Origin of the sequence: Bacillus sp. B1(2022), from assembly GCF_040259625.1 — a bacterium.
Taxonomy (GTDB): domain Bacteria; phylum Bacillota; class Bacilli; order Bacillales; family Bacillaceae; genus Bacillus; species Bacillus velezensis.
In genome coordinates this window covers 133,120-153,062 of sequence record NZ_JANIFO010000010.1, presented here as the reverse complement: position 1 = coordinate 153,062, position 19,943 = coordinate 133,120, and the positions used below count along the sequence as shown (strand labels likewise).

Sequence of the window (19,943 nt, the reverse complement as noted above, 5' to 3'; positions counted from 1 at the left end):
CCTTTTAAAAGGCGTGTTTTTTTTTCTTAGGAAAACAGCTTGTCGATAAACGCGATTTCTTCAGCAGATAGCGTAATGGAGGCTGCTTTCATGTTGTCTTTTAATTGATCCGCGCGTTTGGCGCCCGGAATCAGGATATCGATTTCAGGTCTCGCCAAGTACCAGGCAAGCACGATATGCGCCGTATCGGCATTGTGCTTTTCGGCAATCGGTTTGAGCTGGTTGACTTTTTTGATGTTTTCTTTAAACTGCTCCCCTTGGAAATGCGCCTGGTCATTGCGCAGGTCGCCTTCAGGGAAGGTGGTGTTCTCGTCGTATTTGCCGGCCAGCAGTCCGGATACGAGCGGGAAGTACGGAATGAATGAGATGCCGTGTTCTGTCGTATAAGGGAAGAAAGTCTTTTCCGCCTCACGGTTCAGCAGGTTGTATTCTCCTTGAATCACGTCGACTAAGCCGTCTTTATTGGCTTCTTTCAGCTGTTCCAAAGAGAAATTGGATACGCCGATGGAACGGATTTTTCCTTCTTTTTTCAGCTCATTCAACGCTTGAACGGCTTCGTCCTTCGGCGTGTGCTCATCCGGGAAATGGATGTAGAATAAATCGATGTAATCAGTCTGCAGGCGTTTCAGGCTGTCTTCGACCGATTGTTTCAAAAAGGCCGGTGAATTGTCGAAAACAAAGTCATCGCCTTCTTTTCTGTGAGCGGCTTTTGTGGCGATGAAGACATCTTCGCGGTTGCATTCTTTCAGCACCTCGCCGATTAATTCTTCAGAACGGCCCACACCGTAAATATAGGCGGTATCTAACATGGTAACGCCGCTTTTAATCGCTTCCCGGACCAATTCTTTTCCCGTTTCTTCATTCAGATTCGGATAGAGATTGTGTCCGCCGACCGCATTTGTTCCCAAACCGATCGGAAATACCTTTAGGTCAGTTTTGCCGATTGTTACTTTGCTCATGTTTTCGCCCCCTGAAAAAATTGGATATCATAGCGGCTGCCGGAAAAATACGGCAGCGTTCTCTATTAACTATAACGCTATGCCAAGTGAATGTCGATTTGATGCTCTTGGCAATACTTCGTATATTCCTCATCGAGCTGCTGAGAAGTGACAATGCTGTGAAGCCGGTCAAAAGGCGCGTATGTCAAAAGCGTGGATTTGCCGAATTTGGAATGATCCGCGAGCAGATACACTTCGTTCGCCTTTTCGGAAATTCTCTTTTTCACCTCGTATTCCAGTAAGTCGGAATTCGTCAGGCCGTGGGTGATCGTTGTCCCGGTAGCGGACATGAACGCCTTGTTAATGTTGTATTTATTGAGTGTGCTCGGATCATCAATGCCGACAAACGACCTTGTCTTCCGCTTGTAATTATTGCCGATGATGATCAGGTCGATATTTTTCATGGATGAAGCAGCGTTAATAATATCAAGGCTGTTCGTCAAAACCGTTACATTCTTATCGGGATCAAGCGTCTCCAGCATCGATTTGGTCGTCGTGCCGGAATCAATAAATACAAGATCGTGATCCTCGATAAACCGTGACGCATAGCGGGCGATTTTGATTTTTTCATCCTGATGTTGAATGGTGCGGTTTTCAAAAGGGACGAGCACAGATTTTTCGGCTGACGTCACGCCGCCGTATACCTTTTTGATAACCCCTTTTTCCGCAAGCTTATTAATATCGCGTCTGACCGTGTTTTTAGAGACGTTGAATACCTCGCACAGCTCATCCAGCGAAGTGGCTCCGTGTTTGAGAATGTATTCTTCCATCTCCTGAATCCGCATCAGTTTCATAAAAAAACTCCTTCTAGAATTCTTAAAGTAATTAAAATATATAATAAACACCAGAAGTTAATCAATAGTTACTTAACAAATGATAAAAAAGAGGGATCACCCCCTCCGATTCGACACGGTTCTCCAAGTTCCTGTTTTCCCGATCAAAAAAAGTATGATAAAAATAATGAAAAAATTTTGATTTTTTAGATTGACTTGAAGATGTGTTGGGCTTACAATGTAACCAAGAAATGACCAAAACATAACCTGTAAAATCAAAATTGAAAGATGTAACCGTTTGCTTTTTCCGGTACATGACCAACTTTTACATGGAAAGATTGGGAGTCACCATCATTTTAGCATTTGTAAGCGTTTAATTCATGTCTTTTATATGTAAAAGATAAATATATTCATCCGTTATTATCCAGCTGAACAGGATGTTTACTATTTAAGGAGGCAATGAGAATGGCAGAGATCAGAAAACTGAAAAACTACATCAATGGTGAATGGGTTGAAAGTAAGACAGATCAATATGAAGACGTTGTCAATCCGGCTACAAAAGAAGTGATGTGCCAGGTTCCGATTTCTACGCGGGAGGATGTGGAATACGCCGTCCGCTCAGCGTCAGAGGCATTTCAAACATGGTCAAAGACGGCAGTGCCGCGCCGTGCGAGAATTCTATTTAACTATCAGCAGCTTCTCCAGCAGAACAAAGAAGAGCTTGCCCGTCTGATTACTTTGGAAAACGGTAAAAACACGACGGAGGCACTCGGTGAAGTGGGACGCGGAATTGAAAACGTCGAATTCGCAGCGGGCGCGCCGTCACTCATGATGGGCGATTCACTTGCCTCTATTGCGACGGATGTAGAGGCGGCGAATTACCGCTATCCGATCGGGGTGGTCGGCGGTATCGCACCGTTCAACTTCCCGATGATGGTCCCGTGCTGGATGTTCCCGATGGCAATTTCGTTAGGAAATACGTTCATTCTGAAGCCGTCTGAGCGCACGCCGCTGTTAACGGAAAAACTGGCAGAGCTGTTTGAACAGGCCGGTCTGCCGAAGGGCGTCTTCAATGTCGTGCACGGCGCGCATGACGTCGTAAACGGCGTTCTTGAACATCCGGATATTAAAGCCATCTCATTCGTCGGTTCAAAACCTGTCGGCGAGTATGTTTTCAAAAAAGGCAGCGAACATTTGAAACGCGTGCAAGCGTTAACGGGCGCGAAAAACCACACGATCGTGCTGAATGACGCCCACCTTGAAGATACGGTGACAAACATTATCGGCGCGGCATTCGGTTCGGCAGGAGAGCGCTGCATGGCATGCGCGGTTGTGACGGTTGAAGAGGGAATCGCCGATGAGTTTATGGCGAAATTACAGGAAAAAGCAGCGGACATCAAGATCGGAAACGGACTGGATGACGGCGTGTTCTTAGGCCCGGTCATCCGCGAGGACAACAAAAAACGCACGCACAGCTATATTGAAAAAGGCATCGAAGAAGGAGCGAGACTTCTTTGTGACGGGCGTGAAAACGCAACGGAAGACGGCTATTTCGTCGGACCGACGATTTTTGACAACGTGACGACGGATATGACGATCTGGAAAGATGAAATCTTTGCGCCCGTTCTGTCGGTCATCCGCGTGAAAAACTTAAAAGAAGCGGTGGACATCGCCAACCAGTCTGAATTTGCGAACGGCGCGTGTCTGTTCACTTCAAATGCGAATGCGATCCGCTACTTCCGTGAGAATATTGACGCGGGAATGCTCGGCATCAACCTTGGCGTGCCGGCGCCGATGGCATTCTTCCCGTTCTCTGGCTGGAAGTCTTCTTTCTTCGGCACATTGCACGCAAACGGAAAGGACAGCGTCGACTTCTATACACGTAAAAAAGTCGTGACGGCACGATACCCGTCTCCTGACTTCAATTGATCTGACAGCCGGCCCGGACGGCTTTGTGATTCCGTCCGGGTTTTCTTTTACCATCCATTAAGGAGGAATAAACATGAGTCATTTGCTGCGCAAACCGCAGGCCGATGAGATTTCTCAAGGCGTGAACATCATACATGACGTCACTTCAGCCAATTCAGACCTCAAATACGTCGGATTTAAAGTCGTTGACCTCACTCCCGGTTCCGCATATACAGAAGATTTGAAAAAGACGGAGTGCTGCATCGTTGCGGTAACGGGAAAAATCACCGTCACTGATTATGATCAGACATTTGAAAGCATCGGCACCCGTGAAAGCGTATTTGAAAGAAAACCGACGGACAGCGTTTATGTGTCCAATGACCGCTCTTTTGAAATCACAGCGGTCAGCGGGGCGAGGGTCGCGCTGTGCTATTCTCCGTCCGAACACCAGCTTCCGACAAAGCTGATTAAAGCGGAAGACAACGGTGTGGAACATCGCGGCAAGCTGGCAAACAAACGAACCGTTCATAATATTCTCCCCGATTCAGATCCATCGGCAAACAGCCTTCTCGTTGTTGAAGTTTACACGGACAGCGGCAACTGGTCGAGCTATCCGCCTCATAAACATGACCAAGACAATCTGCCGGCTGAATCCTTTTTAGAAGAAACCTATTACCATGAAACGTACCCGCCGCAGGGGTTTGTCTTCCAGCGTGTGTACACGGACGACCGCTCGATCGATGAGACGATGACCGCAGAAAATGAAAACGTTGTCATCGTGCCGGCGGGCTATCACCCGGTTGGTGTTCCGGACGGGTATACCTCTTACTACCTGAATGTAATGGCGGGACCGACACGAAAATGGAAGTTTCATAATGATCCGGCCCATGAATGGATCCTGGAACGCTAACAAGTGAGGAGTGGCAGATAACGATGAAATATACATTTAATGAAGAAAAAGAGTTTGATATTGTCGCGATCGGACGCGCGTGTATTGATTTGAACGCGGCGGAATACAACCGGCCGATGGAAGAAACGATGACGTTTTCTAAATATGTCGGCGGCTCCCCGGCAAATATTGCGATCGGCAGCGCCAAGCTCGGATTAAAAGCCGGTTTTATCGGCAAAATCCCGGACGATCAGCATGGCAGATTCATCGTTTCTTATATGCAGGGAAAGGGCGTTGATACGTCACAAATGACCGTTGACAGAGAAGGGCGCAAAGCCGGGCTCGCTTTTACCGAAATTCTCAGTCCCGAAGAGTGCAGCATTCTGATGTACCGGGATGACGTGGCGGATTTGTATCTTGAGCCGTCCGAAGTCAATGAAGGCTACATCGCAAACGCGAAAATGCTGCTCGTATCAGGCACGGCGCTTGCGAAAAGCCCGTCGCGCGAAGCCGTCTTAAAAGCGGTGCATATCGCAAAAAAACATGACGTAAAAGTCGTGTTTGAGCTCGACTACCGTCCGTATACATGGCAATCGGCAGAAGAAACAGCCGTGTACTACACGCTGGTGGCGGAACAATCCGATATCGTCATCGGTACGCGTGATGAATTTGACGTAATGGAAAACCGCAGCGGCGGAAATAACGATGAAACCGTCCGCCATTTGTTTGCGCACTCCGCTGACCTTGTCGTCATTAAGCACGGCGTTGACGGATCATACGCATACAGCAGATCGGGAGAAGTTTTCCGGGCGCATGCCTATAAAACAAAGGTGCTGAAGACCTTCGGAGCGGGTGATTCCTATGCGTCAGCCTTCATCTACGGACTTGTCAGCGGCCGGGATATTGAAACGGCTTTAAAATACGGGAGCGCTTCCGCTTCCATCGTCGTCAGCAAACACAGCTCCTCAGAAGCAATGCCGGCTGCCGGTGAAATCATCGAACTGATTGAAGCGCAGCACAGTCTTAACGGTAAATAGAACGTATAAAAGGTGGGATCGTTTGTGGGTAAGACAATTCGCTTAACGACAGCACAAGCGCTGATTCAATTCTTGAACCGGCAGTACATTCATGTTGACGGAAAAGAAGAGCCGTTCGTTGAGGGCATCTTCACGATTTTCGGCCACGGAAATGTGTTGGGGATCGGGCAGGCGCTTGAGCAGGACGCCGGGCACCTGAAAGTCTATCAAGGCAAAAACGAACAAGGCATGGCGCATGCCGCGATGGCATACAGCAAGCAGATGCTGAGAAGAAAAATTTACGCGGTATCGACATCGGTCGGTCCGGGTGCCGCTAACTTGACGGCTGCCGCGGGTACAGCGCTGGCCAATAATATCCCGGTGCTGCTGCTTCCGGCCGATACCTTTGCGACGAGGCAGCCTGACCCGGTGCTTCAGCAGGTGGAGCAGGAATACAGTGCCGCCGTCACAACAAACGATGCGTTAAAGCCCGTGTCCCGCTATTGGGATCGCATCACCCGCCCCGAGCAGCTGATGAGCAGCTTAATCCGGGCGTTTGAAGTGATGACAGATCCGGCAAAAGCGGGCCCGGCGACCATCTGCATTTCTCAGGATGTAGAGGGAGAAGCATTTGATTTTGATGAAAGCTTCTTTGAAAAACGCGTTCATTACATTGACCGGATGCAGCCGAGCGAGCGTGAACTGAAAGGCGCCGCGGAAAGAATTAAGGAGAGCAGCCGTCCCGTCATTTTAGTGGGCGGCGGCGCGAAGTACTCCGGCGCGCGTGAGGAATTAATCGCGCTTTCTGAAACATACGGCATTCCGCTTGTCGAAACGCAGGCCGGCAAGTCAACGGTTGAAGCCGATTTCGCCAACAATCTGGGCGGCATGGGCATCACGGGCACACTCGCCGCAAACAAAGCCGCCCGCCAGGCTGATCTGATCATCGGTGTCGGCACACGGTACACGGACTTTGCGACATCCTCGAAAACGGCGTTTGATTTTGACAAAGCAAAATTTTTGAATATCAACGTCAGCCGCATGCAGGCTTACAAGCTTGACGCGTTTCAGGTCGTAGCCGATGCGAAAGTGACGCTCGGCAGGCTGCACGGCTTATTAGACGGATATAAAAGTGCATTCGGCACGGCGATTAAAGACTGGAAAGATGAATGGCTGGCTGAACGGGACCGGCTCGGCAAGGTCACTTTTACACGTGACGCGTTCGAACCGGAAATTAAAAACCATTTCTCACAGGATGTGTTAAACGAGTATGCCGACGCGCTCGGGACTGAGCTGCCGCAGACAACGGCGCTGTTGACCATCAATGACACGATTCCTGAAGATAGCGTCGTCATCAGTTCGGCGGGATCTCTTCCGGGAGATTTGCAGCGGCTGTGGCATTCCAATGTCCCGAATACGTACCACCTCGAGTACGGCTATTCCTGCATGGGGTATGAAGTATCAGGCACGCTCGGCCTCAAGCTGGCCCATCCCGACAAAGAAGTCTATTCACTCGTCGGCGACGGAAGCTTTCTGATGCTGCACTCAGAGCTGATTACCGCGCTTCAATATAACAAAAAAATCAATGTCCTGCTTTTTGACAACTCGGGATTCGGCTGTATTAACAACCTGCAGATGGATCACGGGAGCAGCAGTTATTTCTGCGAGTTCCGCACAGAGGACAATCAGATTTTAAACGTTGATTACGCGAAGGTGGCAGAGGGCTACGGCGCTAAAACATACAGAGCCAATACGGTTGAAGAACTGAAAGCGGCGCTTGAAGATGCGAAAACGCAAGACGTATCCACTTTAATTGAAATGAAGGTTCTGCCGAAAACGATGACGGACGGCTATGACAGCTGGTGGCATGTCGGCGTGGCGGAAGTGTCGGAGCAGGAAAGCGTTCAGCGGGCATACGAAGCGAAAGAGACGAAGCTGAAGTCTGCAAAGCAGTACTAGAGGGGAGGCATCACGATGGGCAAACAAGGTATTCTGTGGGGCATCGCTCCCATTGGGTGGCGCAATGACGATATGCCGGAAATCGGAGCCGGGAATACGCTGCAGCATTTGTTAAGCGATATTGTTGTCGCCGGCTTTCAAGGTACGGAAGTGGGAGGGTTTTTCCCTGAACCCTCCGTCCTCAATAAAGAGCTGGCTCTCCGGAACTTGCGGATTGCGGGGAAATGGTTCAGCAGCTTTATCGTACAAGACGGTATTGAAAAAACGGCTGAACAATTTACAGAACACTGTGATTATTTGCAGAAAGTCGGAGCGGATGTCGCCATCGTTTCTGAACAGACGTACAGTGTTCAAGGCTTGGACATTGATGTATTTAAGGAAAAACCGCACTTCTCAGATGAAGAATGGGATACGCTGTGCCAAGGCTTGAACCGTCTCGGGAAAATCGCTGGCGAATACGGGCTGGACCTCACGTTTCATCATCATCTCGGCACAGGCGTCCAGACGGCGGAAGAAGTTGACCGGCTGATGGATGGAACGGACCCGCGGTATGTCCATTTACTATATGATACCGGCCATGCCTATATCTCGGACGGAGACTATATGACGATTCTCAACAAGCATATGGATCGGATCAGACACGTTCATTTCAAGGACGCGCGGTTTGACATTATGGAGCGGTGCAGACAGGAAGGCAAGTCATTCAGGCAGTCGTTTTTACAGGGCATTTTTACGGTTCCCGGCGACGGATGCATCGATTTTACCGAAGTATACCGAACGCTCGTCCGTCATGATTATTCAGGCTGGATCGTCATCGAAGCCGAACAAGACCCGGCAGTCGCCAATCCGCTTGAGTACGCGCTGATTGCAAGAAAGTACATCGACAGTGAACTGCGTGATCCTGCAAATTAGAGGGGGACTTATATGAATAGTGCCAAGGCGGAATCAGCTTTCAGCAAAAGGACCATCGCCGCAGCATTAGCAAATTACATTGATGCAGGTTCCATCGTGGCAGGATCAGCGGGTTTATCTATGTGGGTCAGCTACTTGAAGCTGTCCGACAGCCAGATCGGATTGCTCGGCGCCTTCAGCGCAAATGCGATATCAGCGGCCATCGGAGCGCTGCTCGGCGGGTATTTGGCTGATAAGGTCGGCCGAAAAGCTGTATACACAAACAGTATGCTCGTCTACGCCTTAGGAATTTGTTTGGTTTTGTTTGGATTCAACTTTCCCATGCTGTTATGCGGATACATGATTATCGGGATTTCTGTAGGCGCGGATATTACGGCTTCCTGGACCATTATCGCGGAAAACGCCCCTGAGAAAAACCGGGCGAGGCATTGCGGAGTGGCGCAGGTGGCGTGGGCCGCAGGAGCCGTTGTGGTTCTGCTGTTATCCGTTTTGGTCGGTGACCTCGGGCTTTTAGGAAATAAAATTGTCTTTGCGCATCTATTGGTGATCGCCCTGATCACATATGTGATAAGAAAGCGTTTACCTGAGTCGGATGCCTGGAAAAACAGTGAAGATCGGCCTGCCGCCGTGAAAAAAACATCTTATTTTGACCTGCTTCAGCCGAAATTTTTCAAGAACATTTTGTTTTTAATGGGTGTGTTTCTCGTATGGAATCTCGCCGCGGGCGTCATGGGATTCTTCATGCCGTACATCTACCAGCAGGTCGGCGGCGTATCCGCAAATACGGCCAACATTCTGCAGATGGCCCTGTTTATCTTCACCGGGCTCGGCGTCGCCTGTATCTTCATGCCTTTTGCAGATAAATATCGGAAAACGGTGTTCGGAATCTGCGCAAGTATGGCCGTTGTCGGCTGGTCGCTGTTTTTACTGCCGTTTCAGGGGCTCCCGATGCTGCTTTTGTTTGTTTTAGCGATCGGCATCAATAACGGAGCCGGCCAGCAGGCGAACTACCAGCTGTGGGCAAGCGAGCTGTTCCCGACAGAACACAGAGCGTCAGCACAAGGGCTCATGTTCTTTCTCGTCCGTATTTCAATCGGAATTTGGAGTTTATTTGTGCCGGTCATCATGTCACAATTCGGCATCGGTTTTATGGCCGGTATTCTGCTCATATGTGTGACGGCCAGTATGATCATCGGGCTTGTTTTCGCACCGAATACGTCCGGCAAGTCGCTTGAACAGATACAGGAGGAACTGTACGGCGCTCCTCAGGACGGCAGCGAGAAAAGAAAGACGAGAACCATTATTTGATTATCAGAAGGAGTGGCGATCAATGAATTTACGTATAGGTGTTATCGGAACCGGTGCTATCGGAAAAGAGCACATCAACCGCATCACAAATAAGCTGTCCGGAGCGGAAATTACCGCTGTCACAGATGTGAATCAGGAGGCCGCGCAGCAGACCGTTCAGGATTTCAATTTGAACGCCTCCGTTTATCCTGATGACGACAGCCTCCTCGCTGCTGAAAATGTGGATGCCGTCTTAGTGACAAGCTGGGGCCCGGCTCACGAGTCCAGCGTTTTGAAAGCGATTCAGCACGGCAAGCACGTGTTTTGTGAAAAGCCGCTTGCGACAACGGCAGAAGGCTGTATGCGCATTGTCGAGGAAGAAATGAAGACGGGAAAACGATTGGTGCAGGTAGGTTTCATGCGCAGGTATGACAGCGGTTACGTTCAGCTGAAAGAAGCGATTGACAACCGCGTGGTCGGCGAGCCGCTGATGATTCACTGTGCGCACCGCAACCCGACAGTCGCATCGAATTATTCAACGGACATGGCAGTCGTCGATACGCTCGTTCATGAAATTGATGTCCTCCACTGGCTCGTCAATGACGACTATGAATCCGTACAGGTGATCTATCCGAAGAAATCAAAAAATGCGCTGCCGCATCTGAAAGATCCGCAGATGGTCATCATCGAAACAAAAGGCGGCATCGTCATCAATGCCGAAATCTACGTGAACTGTAAATACGGCTACGACATTCAATGTGAAATCGTCGGGGAAGACGGCATTATCAAGCTTCCGGAACCGTCAAGCATCAGCTTGAGAAAAGAAGGGAAATTCAGCACCGATATCCTGATGGACTGGCAGCGCCGATTTGTGGCTGCGTATGATGTGGAAATTCAAGACTTCATTGATTCGATCCGGAATAAAGGCGAAGTCAGCGGTCCGACGGCATGGGACGGTTATATTGCCGCGGTGACAACTGACGCGTGCGTAAAAGCTCAGGAATCCGGACAGAAAGAGCCTGTGGCGCTGCAAGAGAAACCGGCATTCTACCAATCATTTACGACTGTGAACAAATAATAGATCGGGAGTGAAAGAAATGAAACTGGCCTTAGATCCATCCATGTACCGCGATGATTTAACGTTAGAAGAAATGGTCTATAAAACGGCGGAACTCGGATACGAATATATCGAACTGTCTCCGCGCGAGGATTTTTGTCCTTTCTATAAATATCCGAAAGTCGATTCAGCAAAAATCAAACAATTGAAGCGCCTTTTAAAAGATACAGGTGTGAAGCTGTCTTCTCTTCTTCCGCTTTACCACTGGGCGGGTCCTGATGAAGACCGTCGTCAGGCCGCCGTGCGCAACTGGAAACGGGCGATCGAAATTGCGGTTGAACTTGAAGTGGATTTGATGAACAGTGAATTCAGCGGTTCAAAATATGATCCGTTGACAAGTGAAGAAAAATTTATCAAATCCATGGATGAACTGCTGCCCGTCTTTGAAAGAGAAGGCGTTAAACTCAATCTGCAGGCTCATCCATACGATTTTATCGAAACGCACAAAGGGGCGATGGATATGATCCGCGCGCTTGACAAGGATTGGATCAATCTTGTCTACTCGACTGCGCATACGTTCTTCTATGATGACGGAAAAGGCGATATTGCGACCATGTTTGATGAAGCCGGCGACCGCCTCACACATGTTTTATTTGCAGATACTTTTAATCATAAAGCGGCGCATGGCCTGCGCTACATCGTCAACCCGCCTGACGCGAAAGTAACGGTTCACCAGCATTTGGACATCGGGCAAGGCGAGGTTGATTTTGAGACGATTTTCAGAAAGATGAGAGAGATGAAATTCGACGGAATTGCGACGAACGCCGTTTTTGCTTGGGTCGGCGAAAGAGCGGATGAATCAAGCCGGACCACGCTTAAGAAATTAAAGGAAGAATTAGGCATGGCATAAGCTGAGTACGGAGTTCGGCGGAGCGGGGCAAACAAGCCCTCCTGCCGGACTCCCTTCATATCGAAAACGTTAGATGGGAGAGGCTGACATGAAACTTTGCTTTAATGAAGCGACTACGCTGGAGAATTCAAACCTGAAACAGGATTTAGAACTGTGCGAAAAGCACGGCTATGATTATATTGAAATCCGCACAATGGATAAGCTGCCGGAATACTTAAAAGACCATTCACTGGCCGATCTGGCGGAATATTTTCGAACCCATCACATTAAACCGCTTGCCCTGAACGCACTGGTTTTCTTCAACAACCGTGATGAGAAGGGCTATAGGGAGATCATTTCGGAATTCAAAAGCATGATGGAAACCTGCAGGACGCTCGGCGTGAAATATGTGGTGGCCGTGCCGCTTGTGACAGAGCGGAAAATCTTGAAAGAAGAGATCAAAAAGAGCAGCATAGAGGTGCTGACTGAGCTTTCGGACATCGCGGAGCCGTACGGCGTAAACATTGCCCTTGAATTTGTCGGCCACCCGCAATGCACGGTCAATACATTTGAACAGGCGTATGACATCGTGAACGCTGTCGGCCGCGATAATGTCGGACTGGTGTTTGACAGCTTCCATTTCCACGCGATGGGCTCCAATATTGAGAGTTTGAAGCAGGCGGACGGAAAGAAAATTTTCATCTATCATATCGACGATACAGAAGACTTTCCGATCGGCTTTTTAACGGATGAAGACCGCGTCTGGCCTGGGCAGGGTGCGATTGACTTAGACGCCCATCTGTCAGCGTTAAAAGAAATCGGATTCAATGATGTTGTCTCCGTAGAGCTGTTCAGACCTGAATATTATAAGCTGACTGCGGAGGAAACGATCAAAACGGCAAAGGAAACAACGGAAGCCGTCGTATCAAAATACTTCATGAAGGAGGCGTGAACATGGCTTTTGTCACCATGAAACATCTTCTTGCAGAAGCGAAACGGGAGCATTATGCAGTCGGCCAATTTAATATCAACGGCCTCCAATGGACGAAGGCGATTCTGCAGGCGGCGCAAAAGGAGCAATCGCCGGTCATCGCCGCGGCTTCCGATCGTCTGGTCGACTATTTAGGCGGATTTAAAACGATTTCCGCCATGGTCGGCGCGTTAATGGAAGAAATGGCGATTACCGTTCCCGTCGTGCTCCATCTTGATCACGGGAGCAGTGCGGAACGCTGCAGACAGGCCATTGACGCCGGATTCAGCTCAGTGATGATTGACGGCTCCCATCATCCGATTGATGAGAACATCGCGATGACAAAAGAAGTCGCCGATTATGCCGCTCAGCACGGCGTCTCAGTAGAAGCAGAAGTCGGCACGGTCGGCGGCATGGAAGACGGGCTGGTCGGCGGGGTCCGCTATGCCGATGTCGCCGAATGTGAGCGGATCGTCAAAGAAACCAATATCGACGCGCTGGCCGCCGCCCTCGGCTCCGTCCACGGCAAATATCAAGGTGAACCGAATCTCGGATTTAAAGAAATGGAGGCTATCTCCCGCATGACTGATATTCCTCTCGTTCTTCACGGAGCATCCGGGATTCCGCAGGATCAGATCAAAAGAGCCATCACGCTCGGCCACGCGAAAATCAATATCAACACGGAATGTATGGTCGCCTGGACAGACGAAACACGCCGCATGTTTCAGAAAAACGGTGATCTGTACGAACCGCGCGGCTACATGACACCCGGCATTGAAGCCGTGGAAGAGACAGTGCGAAGCAAAATGAGAGAGTTCGGATCAGCCGGTAAAGCCGTAAAACAGCAGGTCGGCTGATGAGAACGGAAACCGCCAAGATGGCGGTTTTTTTGTGCGGTGTTGCGCCCGTACGCCCGAAACGATTATGATGATGGCAGCAGTGTAAGAAACGGGAGTGGTTCAGTTTGAATAAAATCATGATTGTGGAAGACAGTGAAGACATTCGCGGACTATTGCAGAATTACCTTGAAAAATACGGATATCAAACCGTGGCCGCTGCGGATTTCACGGCTGTTCTTGATGTTTTTTTGCGGGAAAAGCCTGATGTGGTGCTGCTTGATATCAATCTGCCGTCTTATGACGGCTATTATTGGTGCCGCCAGATCCGCCAGCATTCTACAAGCCCGATCATTTTCATCTCAGCCAGAAGCGGGGAAATGGATCAGGTAATGGCGATTGAAAACGGCGGAGATGATTATATCGAAAAACCGTTTTCTTATGATATTGTGCTGGCGAAAATCAAAAGCCAGATCCGCAGGGCATACGGAGAGTACGCCGCCAAGCAGGGAGAGAAAGTGGTTGAATATGCCGGTGTGCAGCTCTTTGTGGAACGGTTTGAACTGCGCTTTCAGGACGAAAAAAGCGAGCTTTCTAAAAAAGAAAGCAAGCTTTTGGAAGTGCTGCTGGAGCGGGGAGAAAAGGTGACGGGAAGAGACCGGCTCATGGAAAAAACGTGGGACACCGATATTTTCGTCGATGATAATACGCTTAACGTGTATATCACGCGGCTCAGAAAAAAACTGCGGGAGCTCAATGCGCCTGTTTCCATTGAATCGGTGCGGGGCGAAGGCTACCAGCTGAGGGCGCTGTCATGAAGCTGTTTCTCCGGTCTCATGCCGTGCTGATTCTGCTTTTTCTCCTTCAAGGGCTGTTTGTCTTCTTTTATTACTGGTTTGCGGGTCTTCATTCTTTTTCCCACCTGTTTTACATATTGGGCGTGCAGCTTCTTATTTTGGCGGGATATCTTGCCTATCGCTGGTACAAAGACCGCGGTGTGTATCATTGGCTCAGCTCGGAGCAGGAAGGGACGGACATCCCGTATCTCGGTTCTTCAGTGTTTTGTTCAGAGCTGTATGAAAAGCAGATGGAGCTGACCCGGATGCAGCACCAGAAGCTCCATGAGACCGAAGCCAAGCTTGACGCGCGGGTGACGTATATGAACCAATGGGTGCACCAAGTAAAAACGCCGCTGTCGGTCATTAATTTAATCATTCAGGAAGAGGATGAGCCCGTCTTTGAACAAATCAAAAAAGAGGTCCGGCAGATTGAATTCGGGCTGGAGACGCTTCTTTATTCTTCAAGGCTCGACCTGTTTGAGCGGGATTTTAAAGTTGAAGCGGTTTCCTTATCAGAGCTTCTCCAATCGGTCATTCAAAGCTATAAACGATTTTTTATTCAATATCGCGTTTATCCGAAAATGGACATTCGCGATGATCATCAGATTTACACCGATGCCAAATGGCTCAAATTTGCGATCGGCCAAGTGGTCACAAATGCGGTCAAGTATTCGGCAGGCAAGAGTGACAGACTGGAGCTGAATGTCTTCCGCGATGAAGACAGGACGGTGCTTGAAGTCAAAGATTACGGTGTCGGCATACCCTCGCAAGATATCAAGCGGGTGTTTGACCCTTATTACACCGGCGAAAACGGACGGCGTTTCCAAGAATCTACGGGAATCGGCCTTCATCTCGTCAAAGAAATTACGGGCAAGCTCAATCATACGGTGGACATCAGCTCGTCCCCCGGTGAAGGGACATCGGTCCGATTTTCATTTCTTACAAAAATGTAAGGCTGCGTTAAGAAAACAACATAGCTCGTTCTGTTTCCCCTTGATAACATGGATTTATGTCAAGGGGATTTTTATGTTAAATGCCCCGGCACTACATGAAAGCAGCCCAGACCAACAAGAATAAAACCATAAGGAGGATTTTCATGGCGAATATGCTTGAAGTCAAACATATAAATAAAACCTATAAAGGACAAGTGTCCTATCAAGCTTTAAAACAAATTTCGTTTTCAATAGAAGAAGGCGGGTTCACGGCGGTGATGGGACCGTCCGGCTCCGGAAAAACAACGCTTTTGAATATCATTTCAACGATTGACCGTCCGGATTCAGGCGATATCCTGATTCACGGAGAAAACCCGCATCGCCTGAAGCGGACAAAGCTCGCTCATTTCCGCCGCAAGCAGCTCGGATTTGTGTTCCAGGATTTCAACCTTCTGGACACACTGACGATCGGTGAAAATATCATGCTGCCGTTAACGCTTGAAAAAGAAGCGCCGTCTGTCATGGAAGAAAAACTGCGCAGCATCGCGGCAAAGCTCGGAATTGAAGACCTGCTCAACAAACGGACGTTTGAAGTATCCGGCGGACAGCGCCAGCGGGCCGCCATCGCAAGAGCGGTCATTCATAAGCCGTCACTCATTCTGGCCGATGAACCGACGGGAAACCTTGATTCCAAAGCGTCAAAAGACGTCATGGAAACGATGCAGAGCCTGAACCAGGATGATCATGTCACGGCTTTGATGGTGACCCATGATCCGGTTGCGGCAAGCTACTGCCGCCGCGTCATCTTTATAAAAGACGGCGAACTGTTTAATGAGATTTACCGCGGGGAAAACCGCCAAGTCTTTTATGAGCAGATTCTTGATGTGCTGTCTATGCTGGGGGGAAACGCAAATGACCTTTCTTCAGTTCGCTTATAAAAACGTCACGAGAAACAAAAGGGCCTATCTTGCTTTCTTTTTAAGCAGCGCTTTTTCCGTTTTGATTTTCTTTACCTTTGCGATGTTCCTGTTTCATCCGGCACTAAAGGAAGGCTACCTGAATAACATCGCCAGAAAAGGCTTAACCGCCGCGGAATGGATGATCTTTGTTTTTTCTTTCTTATTTGTTCTGTATTCGGTTAACGCATTTTTGAAATCGAGAAATAAAGAATTCGGCATCCTGCTCATGCAGGGTATTACGCCGGTGCAGCTGAGAAAGCTCATTACGGCGGAAAACATGATCATCGGCGTCATGTCGATCGCAGCGGGGATTATCGGAGGCTTCATTTTTTCGAAAACGTTCTTTACGGTCGGCGCTTATATTTTAGAAATGGACGCGCTGCCTCTGTACATGCCTTGGAAAGCGCTCGGCATTACGGCCGGCGGATTTCTGCTCTTATTTTTCCTTTTATCGCAGTTCACGATCCTTTTTGTCAGATCAAATACGGTGATCAAATTAATAAAGGGCACTGACAAGATCAAGCCGGAGCCGAAGCCGTCCGTGCTTCTGTCTATATTCGGCATCGCCTGCCTGTGCGGCGGGTACGGCATGGTTTTAAAAGGCAATGTCCATGGGACTCAACCGTTTATCATTTTACTGCTTACCGTCATCGGCACGTATTTCTTTTTCAGCCAAAGCAGCATCTGGATTCTGCGCGCGCTGAAGAAGTGGAAAACCTTTTATCTGCGCGGGAAAAATGTCATTTGGGTTTCTGACCTTGTCTATCGTTTAAAAGACAACGCCCGCCTGTTCTTTATTGTCAGCATTATTTCCGCGGTAGCGTTTACGGCGACAGGCGTGCTCGCGATGTACAAATCGACCGTCGGGGCGGAAGAGTCCGCTTATGAGATGGAGTATTTATCTTACAGCGGCAACCCAAAAGAACAGACTCATTTGAAAAAAATTGACCATGAACTGAAAACACACGGCTTTACGTATAAGAAAGACAAAATAAATGTTTCCTATATTCGCTATCAGGAAGGAGATACTGTTCCGCCTGTTTACATGATCAGCGAATCGGATGTGTCAACATACTTCCATGTCAAGCTGAACGGCCTGAAACATGATGAGGCTGTCTATTTCCCGGGTACGTATGACCGGAATTTCAAAAACAAAGCACCGGATCAGCTGAAGCTGCTGAACCAAAAAGGCAAGCCGTCTGACCAAAAACTGACGGTAAAAGAAGTCGAAAAACCGCTGATTTCATTAAATGCCGTCATCGCGGTGAACGATCAAACCTTTGATCAGCTTAAATCACTCGGTGAAAAAGCGTCATTATACGGCTACAGCTATGATCATTGGAAAGACAGTCTTGGGATCAGCCAATCCTTGAAAAATGAGATTTACGGCAACTATATCGACGTGCATTCTGATTTTATGGCAAAAGCCGGGACGTACTATGATACGGTGCAGCTGCCGAGCCTGAGTTTATTTATCGGCCTGTTTATCGCGATCGTCTTCTTTGTCGCGGCAGCAAGTTTCTTATATTTCAGGCTGTTCACCGATTTAGATGAGGACCGGGAGCGCTACCGTTCACTGGCTAAAATCGGCCTGAGTGAGCGTGAAATGGCACAAAGCGTGACGATACAATTGGCGATTCTCTTTTTCTTTCCTTTCGTCATTGCCGTCATGCATACACTGTTTGCCTTGAGAACATTGGCCGTGGAAGGCTATTCCGATGTAGCGGGGCCGCTCAGTTTCACTATCGGAGGGTTTTTCATTTTTCAGCTTCTGTTCTTCCTCACAGTGCGGTCAAGCTATTTGAAAAAAATGAACAAGTAAGGGGAGTGCACAGATGAAAAAAGCATTGGCAATCCTGGCCGTCTTGGCGGCCGCTGCCGTCATATACGGACTTCTCTTTTTTCATAATGATGTTACAGACAGATTTAATCCGTTTATTCACCAGCAAGATGTTTATGTACAGATTGATCGAGATGGCAAACATCTTAGCCCGGGCGGTACTGAGTATACCTTAGACGGATACAACGCATCCGGGAAAAAAGAAGAAGTGACCTTTTACGCCGCGAAAGACCTTCGGAAGAACGCGTATTTGAAGGTGAAGGCGAAAGGAAAGTATGTCGAGACCTGGGAAGAAGTCAGGTTTGAAGATATGCCGGGCTCCGTACAGTCAAAATTAAAGTGAACAGGAAAAGCGGCACAGTGTCATGACTGTGCCGCTTTTTTTATTTTTTATTTTCTTCAGCCCGTTTGATCAGCATGTCGGTGATGATATCCATCTGTTTGCTGACGGCAATCGGGTCATAAGGATAGAAGGTGTTGAAATCGTTGATAAAGACACGATTGTTTTTTACGGCATCGAGATTTTTCCAAACGGATGAATCTTTCAGACGCTCGAATGTTTTGCTTTCTCCATTCGGATTGTAATCGGTAATGAACATATAATCAGCCGCATATTGAGGGATGACCTCTTGGGAAACCTGTTTCATGGCTCCCGTTTTCATGATGTCTTTTTCAATTTTGGGCGGCGCATTCAATCCGAGCGCGTTATAAACGGCTTGGCCGCCGCGGCCGGAATTGTCATTGAAAATCCAGATTTCGCCTTTATCCGTCGTTTCATAAAGGCCGACTGTCTCGCCTTTGCCGATCACGTTTTTGAGGCGCTTTTGATTCGCTTCGGCTTTTTTGTTGAAGTCTGCCATAAAGCTTTTGGCTTTATCCTTCGCCCCGGCAATGTCGCCGAATAGGCTGACCGTATCTTTCGTATTCTTTGCGGTGTTAAAAGGAATGACAATCGTCGGTGCGATTTTCGATAGTTTCTCGTATTGGTCATCCTTCATCAGCACGATTAAATCAGGCTTCAGCTGCATCACTTTCTCCACATTGACGGGATTGCCGATGTCCGTGATGTTTTTCAGCTGTTTTTTGATAAACGGATTTTTGAAAGCCCATGAGCCCGCCCCGACGACATTTGCGTCAACGGACAGCAGCTCACCTGCATAAAAGTCAGTGACGATCCGTTTCGGATGTGCGGGTATGTCAATATTTCCTTTTGTTGATTCATATGTACGCATGTCTGTCTTTCCTTTGCCTGATGCCGATCCGTTGTTTTCCTTCGCGCCGCTGCAAGCGCTTAATGCGAAAACAAGCAGAAGTGCCAGGCCGATCAGCCATGATTGTTTCTTCATAATGATCCCCCTATTTCAGTGATAATGATTATCATTATTAATATAGCAGGAAGACGTCATTCCGTCTATGTTTTTTATAGAAAACCTTCCTTGATTATCCATGTTATAGTAGTAAAGGAAGAGGAATGAATGTTGATTACGAAAAGAGGGACTTGGTGGGAAGTGCTGCACAGCTGGTGGCTGCTGCTGACTTTTGCGCCGTTTGCGCTGACCGCTTTCTTGGCCTTTTTCTATATCGGCTACCGGGCTAAGAACAAAAAATGGCTGAAATACGGACTTATTATTTTATTATTTTAGCAATTGCTTTTGTGCTGCCGAGCACGCCGGGCGTGTATATCGTGCTGCCTTTATGGGTCATCTCCATCATTCACGGGCTGAAAGTGCGGGCGGCTTATTTGATACAGCTTGATGTGTTTAAACAAAACGTCGAAGCAAGAGCGTATGAAGCGGTAAGGCATGAGGCGGAAGCAAAATTCGGCGGACAACCCGCTCATCGCATTGATCTGACAAAACAGAGATAAAAACAAATGACA

General features: G+C 48.5%; 18 protein-coding genes and 1 pseudogene. 16 read left to right on the top strand and 3 right to left on the bottom strand.

Features of this window, described 5'->3' with window-relative positions; genetic code table 11:
• Window positions 1-26: 26 nt before the first annotated feature.
• Both NQS30_RS17025 and NQS30_RS17020 read right to left on the bottom strand, forming a co-directional pair.
• A complete protein-coding gene (locus NQS30_RS17025; RefSeq protein ID WP_007407843.1) occupies window positions 27-959 on the bottom strand; it encodes an aldo/keto reductase in 933 nt (310 codons plus the stop codon).
• A 77-nt stretch (window positions 960-1,036) separates the two neighbouring features.
• Window positions 1,037-1,792 carry a DeoR/GlpR family DNA-binding transcription regulator gene (locus NQS30_RS17020; protein WP_007614879.1) on the bottom strand — a complete coding sequence of 252 codons (756 nt, stop codon included), beginning with the start codon at window positions 1,790-1,792 and terminating at the stop codon, window positions 1,037-1,039.
• A gap of 444 nt (window positions 1,793-2,236) precedes the next feature.
• On the opposite strand from NQS30_RS17020, the gene iolA reads away from it, so the two are divergent.
• From iolA to NQS30_RS16945, 15 genes are all read left to right on the top strand, one after another.
• Window positions 2,237-3,700, top strand: coding sequence for a methylmalonate-semialdehyde dehydrogenase (gene iolA, locus NQS30_RS17015; protein WP_014419295.1), 1,464 nt, complete (start codon window positions 2,237-2,239; stop codon window positions 3,698-3,700).
• 73 nt (window positions 3,701-3,773) lie between these two features.
• Complete coding sequence (iolB, locus tag NQS30_RS17010) at window positions 3,774-4,589, top strand: 5-deoxy-glucuronate isomerase (RefSeq protein ID WP_032867923.1); 816 nt, start codon at window positions 3,774-3,776, stop codon at window positions 4,587-4,589.
• A gap of 23 nt (window positions 4,590-4,612) precedes the next feature.
• On the top strand, window positions 4,613-5,605 hold the full coding sequence (gene iolC / locus NQS30_RS17005) for a 5-dehydro-2-deoxygluconokinase (RefSeq protein WP_007407838.1): 993 nt from the start codon (window positions 4,613-4,615) through the stop codon (window positions 5,603-5,605).
• Between the two features lie 24 nt (window positions 5,606-5,629).
• Window positions 5,630-7,543: a 3D-(3,5/4)-trihydroxycyclohexane-1,2-dione acylhydrolase (decyclizing) gene (iolD, locus tag NQS30_RS17000; protein ID WP_218791427.1), complete on the top strand. Its 1,914-nt coding sequence runs from the start codon at window positions 5,630-5,632 to the stop codon at window positions 7,541-7,543.
• A gap of 15 nt (window positions 7,544-7,558) precedes the next feature.
• Window positions 7,559-8,455 carry a myo-inosose-2 dehydratase gene (gene iolE, locus NQS30_RS16995; RefSeq protein WP_218791426.1) on the top strand — a complete coding sequence of 299 codons (897 nt, stop codon included), beginning with the start codon at window positions 7,559-7,561 and terminating at the stop codon, window positions 8,453-8,455.
• Window positions 8,456-8,467: 12 nt separating this feature from the next.
• Window positions 8,468-9,763, top strand: a complete 1,296-nt coding sequence (locus tag NQS30_RS16990) for an MFS transporter (protein WP_072589745.1) — start codon at window positions 8,468-8,470, stop codon at window positions 9,761-9,763.
• A gap of 22 nt (window positions 9,764-9,785) precedes the next feature.
• Entirely contained in the window at window positions 9,786-10,820 is a 1,035-nt protein-coding gene (gene iolG / locus NQS30_RS16985; protein ID WP_015418570.1) for a bifunctional inositol 2-dehydrogenase/D-chiro-inositol 1-dehydrogenase, read from the top strand.
• 19 nt (window positions 10,821-10,839) lie between these two features.
• Window positions 10,840-11,709: a sugar phosphate isomerase/epimerase family protein gene (locus NQS30_RS16980; RefSeq protein WP_032867913.1), complete on the top strand. Its 870-nt coding sequence runs from the start codon at window positions 10,840-10,842 to the stop codon at window positions 11,707-11,709.
• An 88-nt stretch (window positions 11,710-11,797) separates the two neighbouring features.
• A complete protein-coding gene (gene iolI / locus NQS30_RS16975) occupies window positions 11,798-12,640 on the top strand; it encodes a 2-keto-myo-inositol isomerase (protein WP_007407832.1) in 843 nt (280 codons plus the stop codon).
• A gap of 2 nt (window positions 12,641-12,642) precedes the next feature.
• Entirely contained in the window at window positions 12,643-13,515 is an 873-nt protein-coding gene (gene fba / locus NQS30_RS16970) for a class II fructose-1,6-bisphosphate aldolase (protein WP_032867912.1), read from the top strand.
• A 107-nt stretch (window positions 13,516-13,622) separates the two neighbouring features.
• Entirely contained in the window at window positions 13,623-14,312 is a 690-nt protein-coding gene (gene yxdJ / locus NQS30_RS16965; protein WP_004393241.1) for a two-component system response regulator YxdJ, read from the top strand.
• Window positions 14,309-15,286 (top strand): two-component system sensor histidine kinase YxdK, encoded by a 978-nt coding sequence (gene yxdK / locus NQS30_RS16960; RefSeq protein ID WP_015418563.1) that lies wholly within the window; start codon window positions 14,309-14,311, stop codon window positions 15,284-15,286. The genes yxdJ and yxdK overlap by 4 nt, the downstream gene beginning before the upstream one ends.
• 143 nt (window positions 15,287-15,429) lie before the next feature.
• Window positions 15,430-16,203, top strand: a complete 774-nt coding sequence (yxdL, locus tag NQS30_RS16955; RefSeq protein WP_025285531.1) for an ABC transporter ATP-binding protein YxdL — start codon at window positions 15,430-15,432, stop codon at window positions 16,201-16,203.
• The gene (yxdM, locus tag NQS30_RS16950; RefSeq protein WP_032867911.1) at window positions 16,178-18,046 is read left to right on the top strand and encodes an ABC transporter permease YxdM; all 1,869 of its coding nucleotides are present in this window, start codon (window positions 16,178-16,180) and stop codon (window positions 18,044-18,046) included. The genes yxdL and yxdM overlap by 26 nt, the downstream gene beginning before the upstream one ends.
• A gap of 13 nt (window positions 18,047-18,059) precedes the next feature.
• Window positions 18,060-18,407 carry a YxeA family protein gene (locus tag NQS30_RS16945; protein ID WP_012118831.1) on the top strand — a complete coding sequence of 116 codons (348 nt, stop codon included), beginning with the start codon at window positions 18,060-18,062 and terminating at the stop codon, window positions 18,405-18,407.
• 40 nt (window positions 18,408-18,447) lie between these two features.
• Here NQS30_RS16945 and NQS30_RS16940 read toward each other — a convergent pair whose 3' ends face one another.
• A complete protein-coding gene (locus NQS30_RS16940) occupies window positions 18,448-19,410 on the bottom strand; it encodes an iron-hydroxamate ABC transporter substrate-binding protein (protein ID WP_032867908.1) in 963 nt (320 codons plus the stop codon).
• A gap of 129 nt (window positions 19,411-19,539) precedes the next feature.
• On the opposite strand from NQS30_RS16940, the pseudogene NQS30_RS16935 reads away from it, so the two are divergent.
• A pseudogene (locus tag NQS30_RS16935) lies at window positions 19,540-19,931 on the top strand (hypothetical protein).
• Window positions 19,932-19,943 lie beyond the last annotated feature (12 nt).

Bases quoted from the DNA above. Each gene is read 5' to 3' on its own strand.
- NQS30_RS16990 (WP_072589745.1), top strand. From the start codon at position 8,468: ATGAATAGTGCCAAGGCGGAATCAGCTTTCAGCAAAAGGACCATCGCC.
- NQS30_RS16980 (WP_032867913.1), top strand. From the start codon at position 10,840: ATGAAACTGGCCTTAGATCCATCCATGTACCGCGATGATTTAACGTTA.
- fba (WP_032867912.1), top strand. From the start codon at position 12,643: ATGGCTTTTGTCACCATGAAACATCTTCTTGCAGAAGCGAAACGGGAG.
- NQS30_RS16940 (WP_032867908.1), bottom strand. From the start codon at position 19,410: ATGAAGAAACAATCATGGCTGATCGGCCTGGCACTTCTGCTTGTTTTC.
- yxdM (WP_032867911.1), top strand. From the start codon at position 16,178: ATGACCTTTCTTCAGTTCGCTTATAAAAACGTCACGAGAAACAAAAGG.
- yxdL (WP_025285531.1), top strand. From the start codon at position 15,430: ATGGCGAATATGCTTGAAGTCAAACATATAAATAAAACCTATAAAGGA.
- NQS30_RS17025 (WP_007407843.1), bottom strand. From the start codon at position 959: ATGAGCAAAGTAACAATCGGCAAAACTGACCTAAAGGTATTTCCGATC.
- NQS30_RS16945 (WP_012118831.1), top strand. From the start codon at position 18,060: ATGAAAAAAGCATTGGCAATCCTGGCCGTCTTGGCGGCCGCTGCCGTC.
- iolB (WP_032867923.1), top strand. From the start codon at position 3,774: ATGAGTCATTTGCTGCGCAAACCGCAGGCCGATGAGATTTCTCAAGGC.
- iolG (WP_015418570.1), top strand. From the start codon at position 9,786: ATGAATTTACGTATAGGTGTTATCGGAACCGGTGCTATCGGAAAAGAG.
- yxdK (WP_015418563.1), top strand. From the start codon at position 14,309: ATGAAGCTGTTTCTCCGGTCTCATGCCGTGCTGATTCTGCTTTTTCTC.
- NQS30_RS17020 (WP_007614879.1), bottom strand. From the start codon at position 1,792: ATGAAACTGATGCGGATTCAGGAGATGGAAGAATACATTCTCAAACAC.
- iolC (WP_007407838.1), top strand. From the start codon at position 4,613: ATGAAATATACATTTAATGAAGAAAAAGAGTTTGATATTGTCGCGATC.
- iolA (WP_014419295.1), top strand. From the start codon at position 2,237: ATGGCAGAGATCAGAAAACTGAAAAACTACATCAATGGTGAATGGGTT.
- iolE (WP_218791426.1), top strand. From the start codon at position 7,559: ATGGGCAAACAAGGTATTCTGTGGGGCATCGCTCCCATTGGGTGGCGC.
- iolI (WP_007407832.1), top strand. From the start codon at position 11,798: ATGAAACTTTGCTTTAATGAAGCGACTACGCTGGAGAATTCAAACCTG.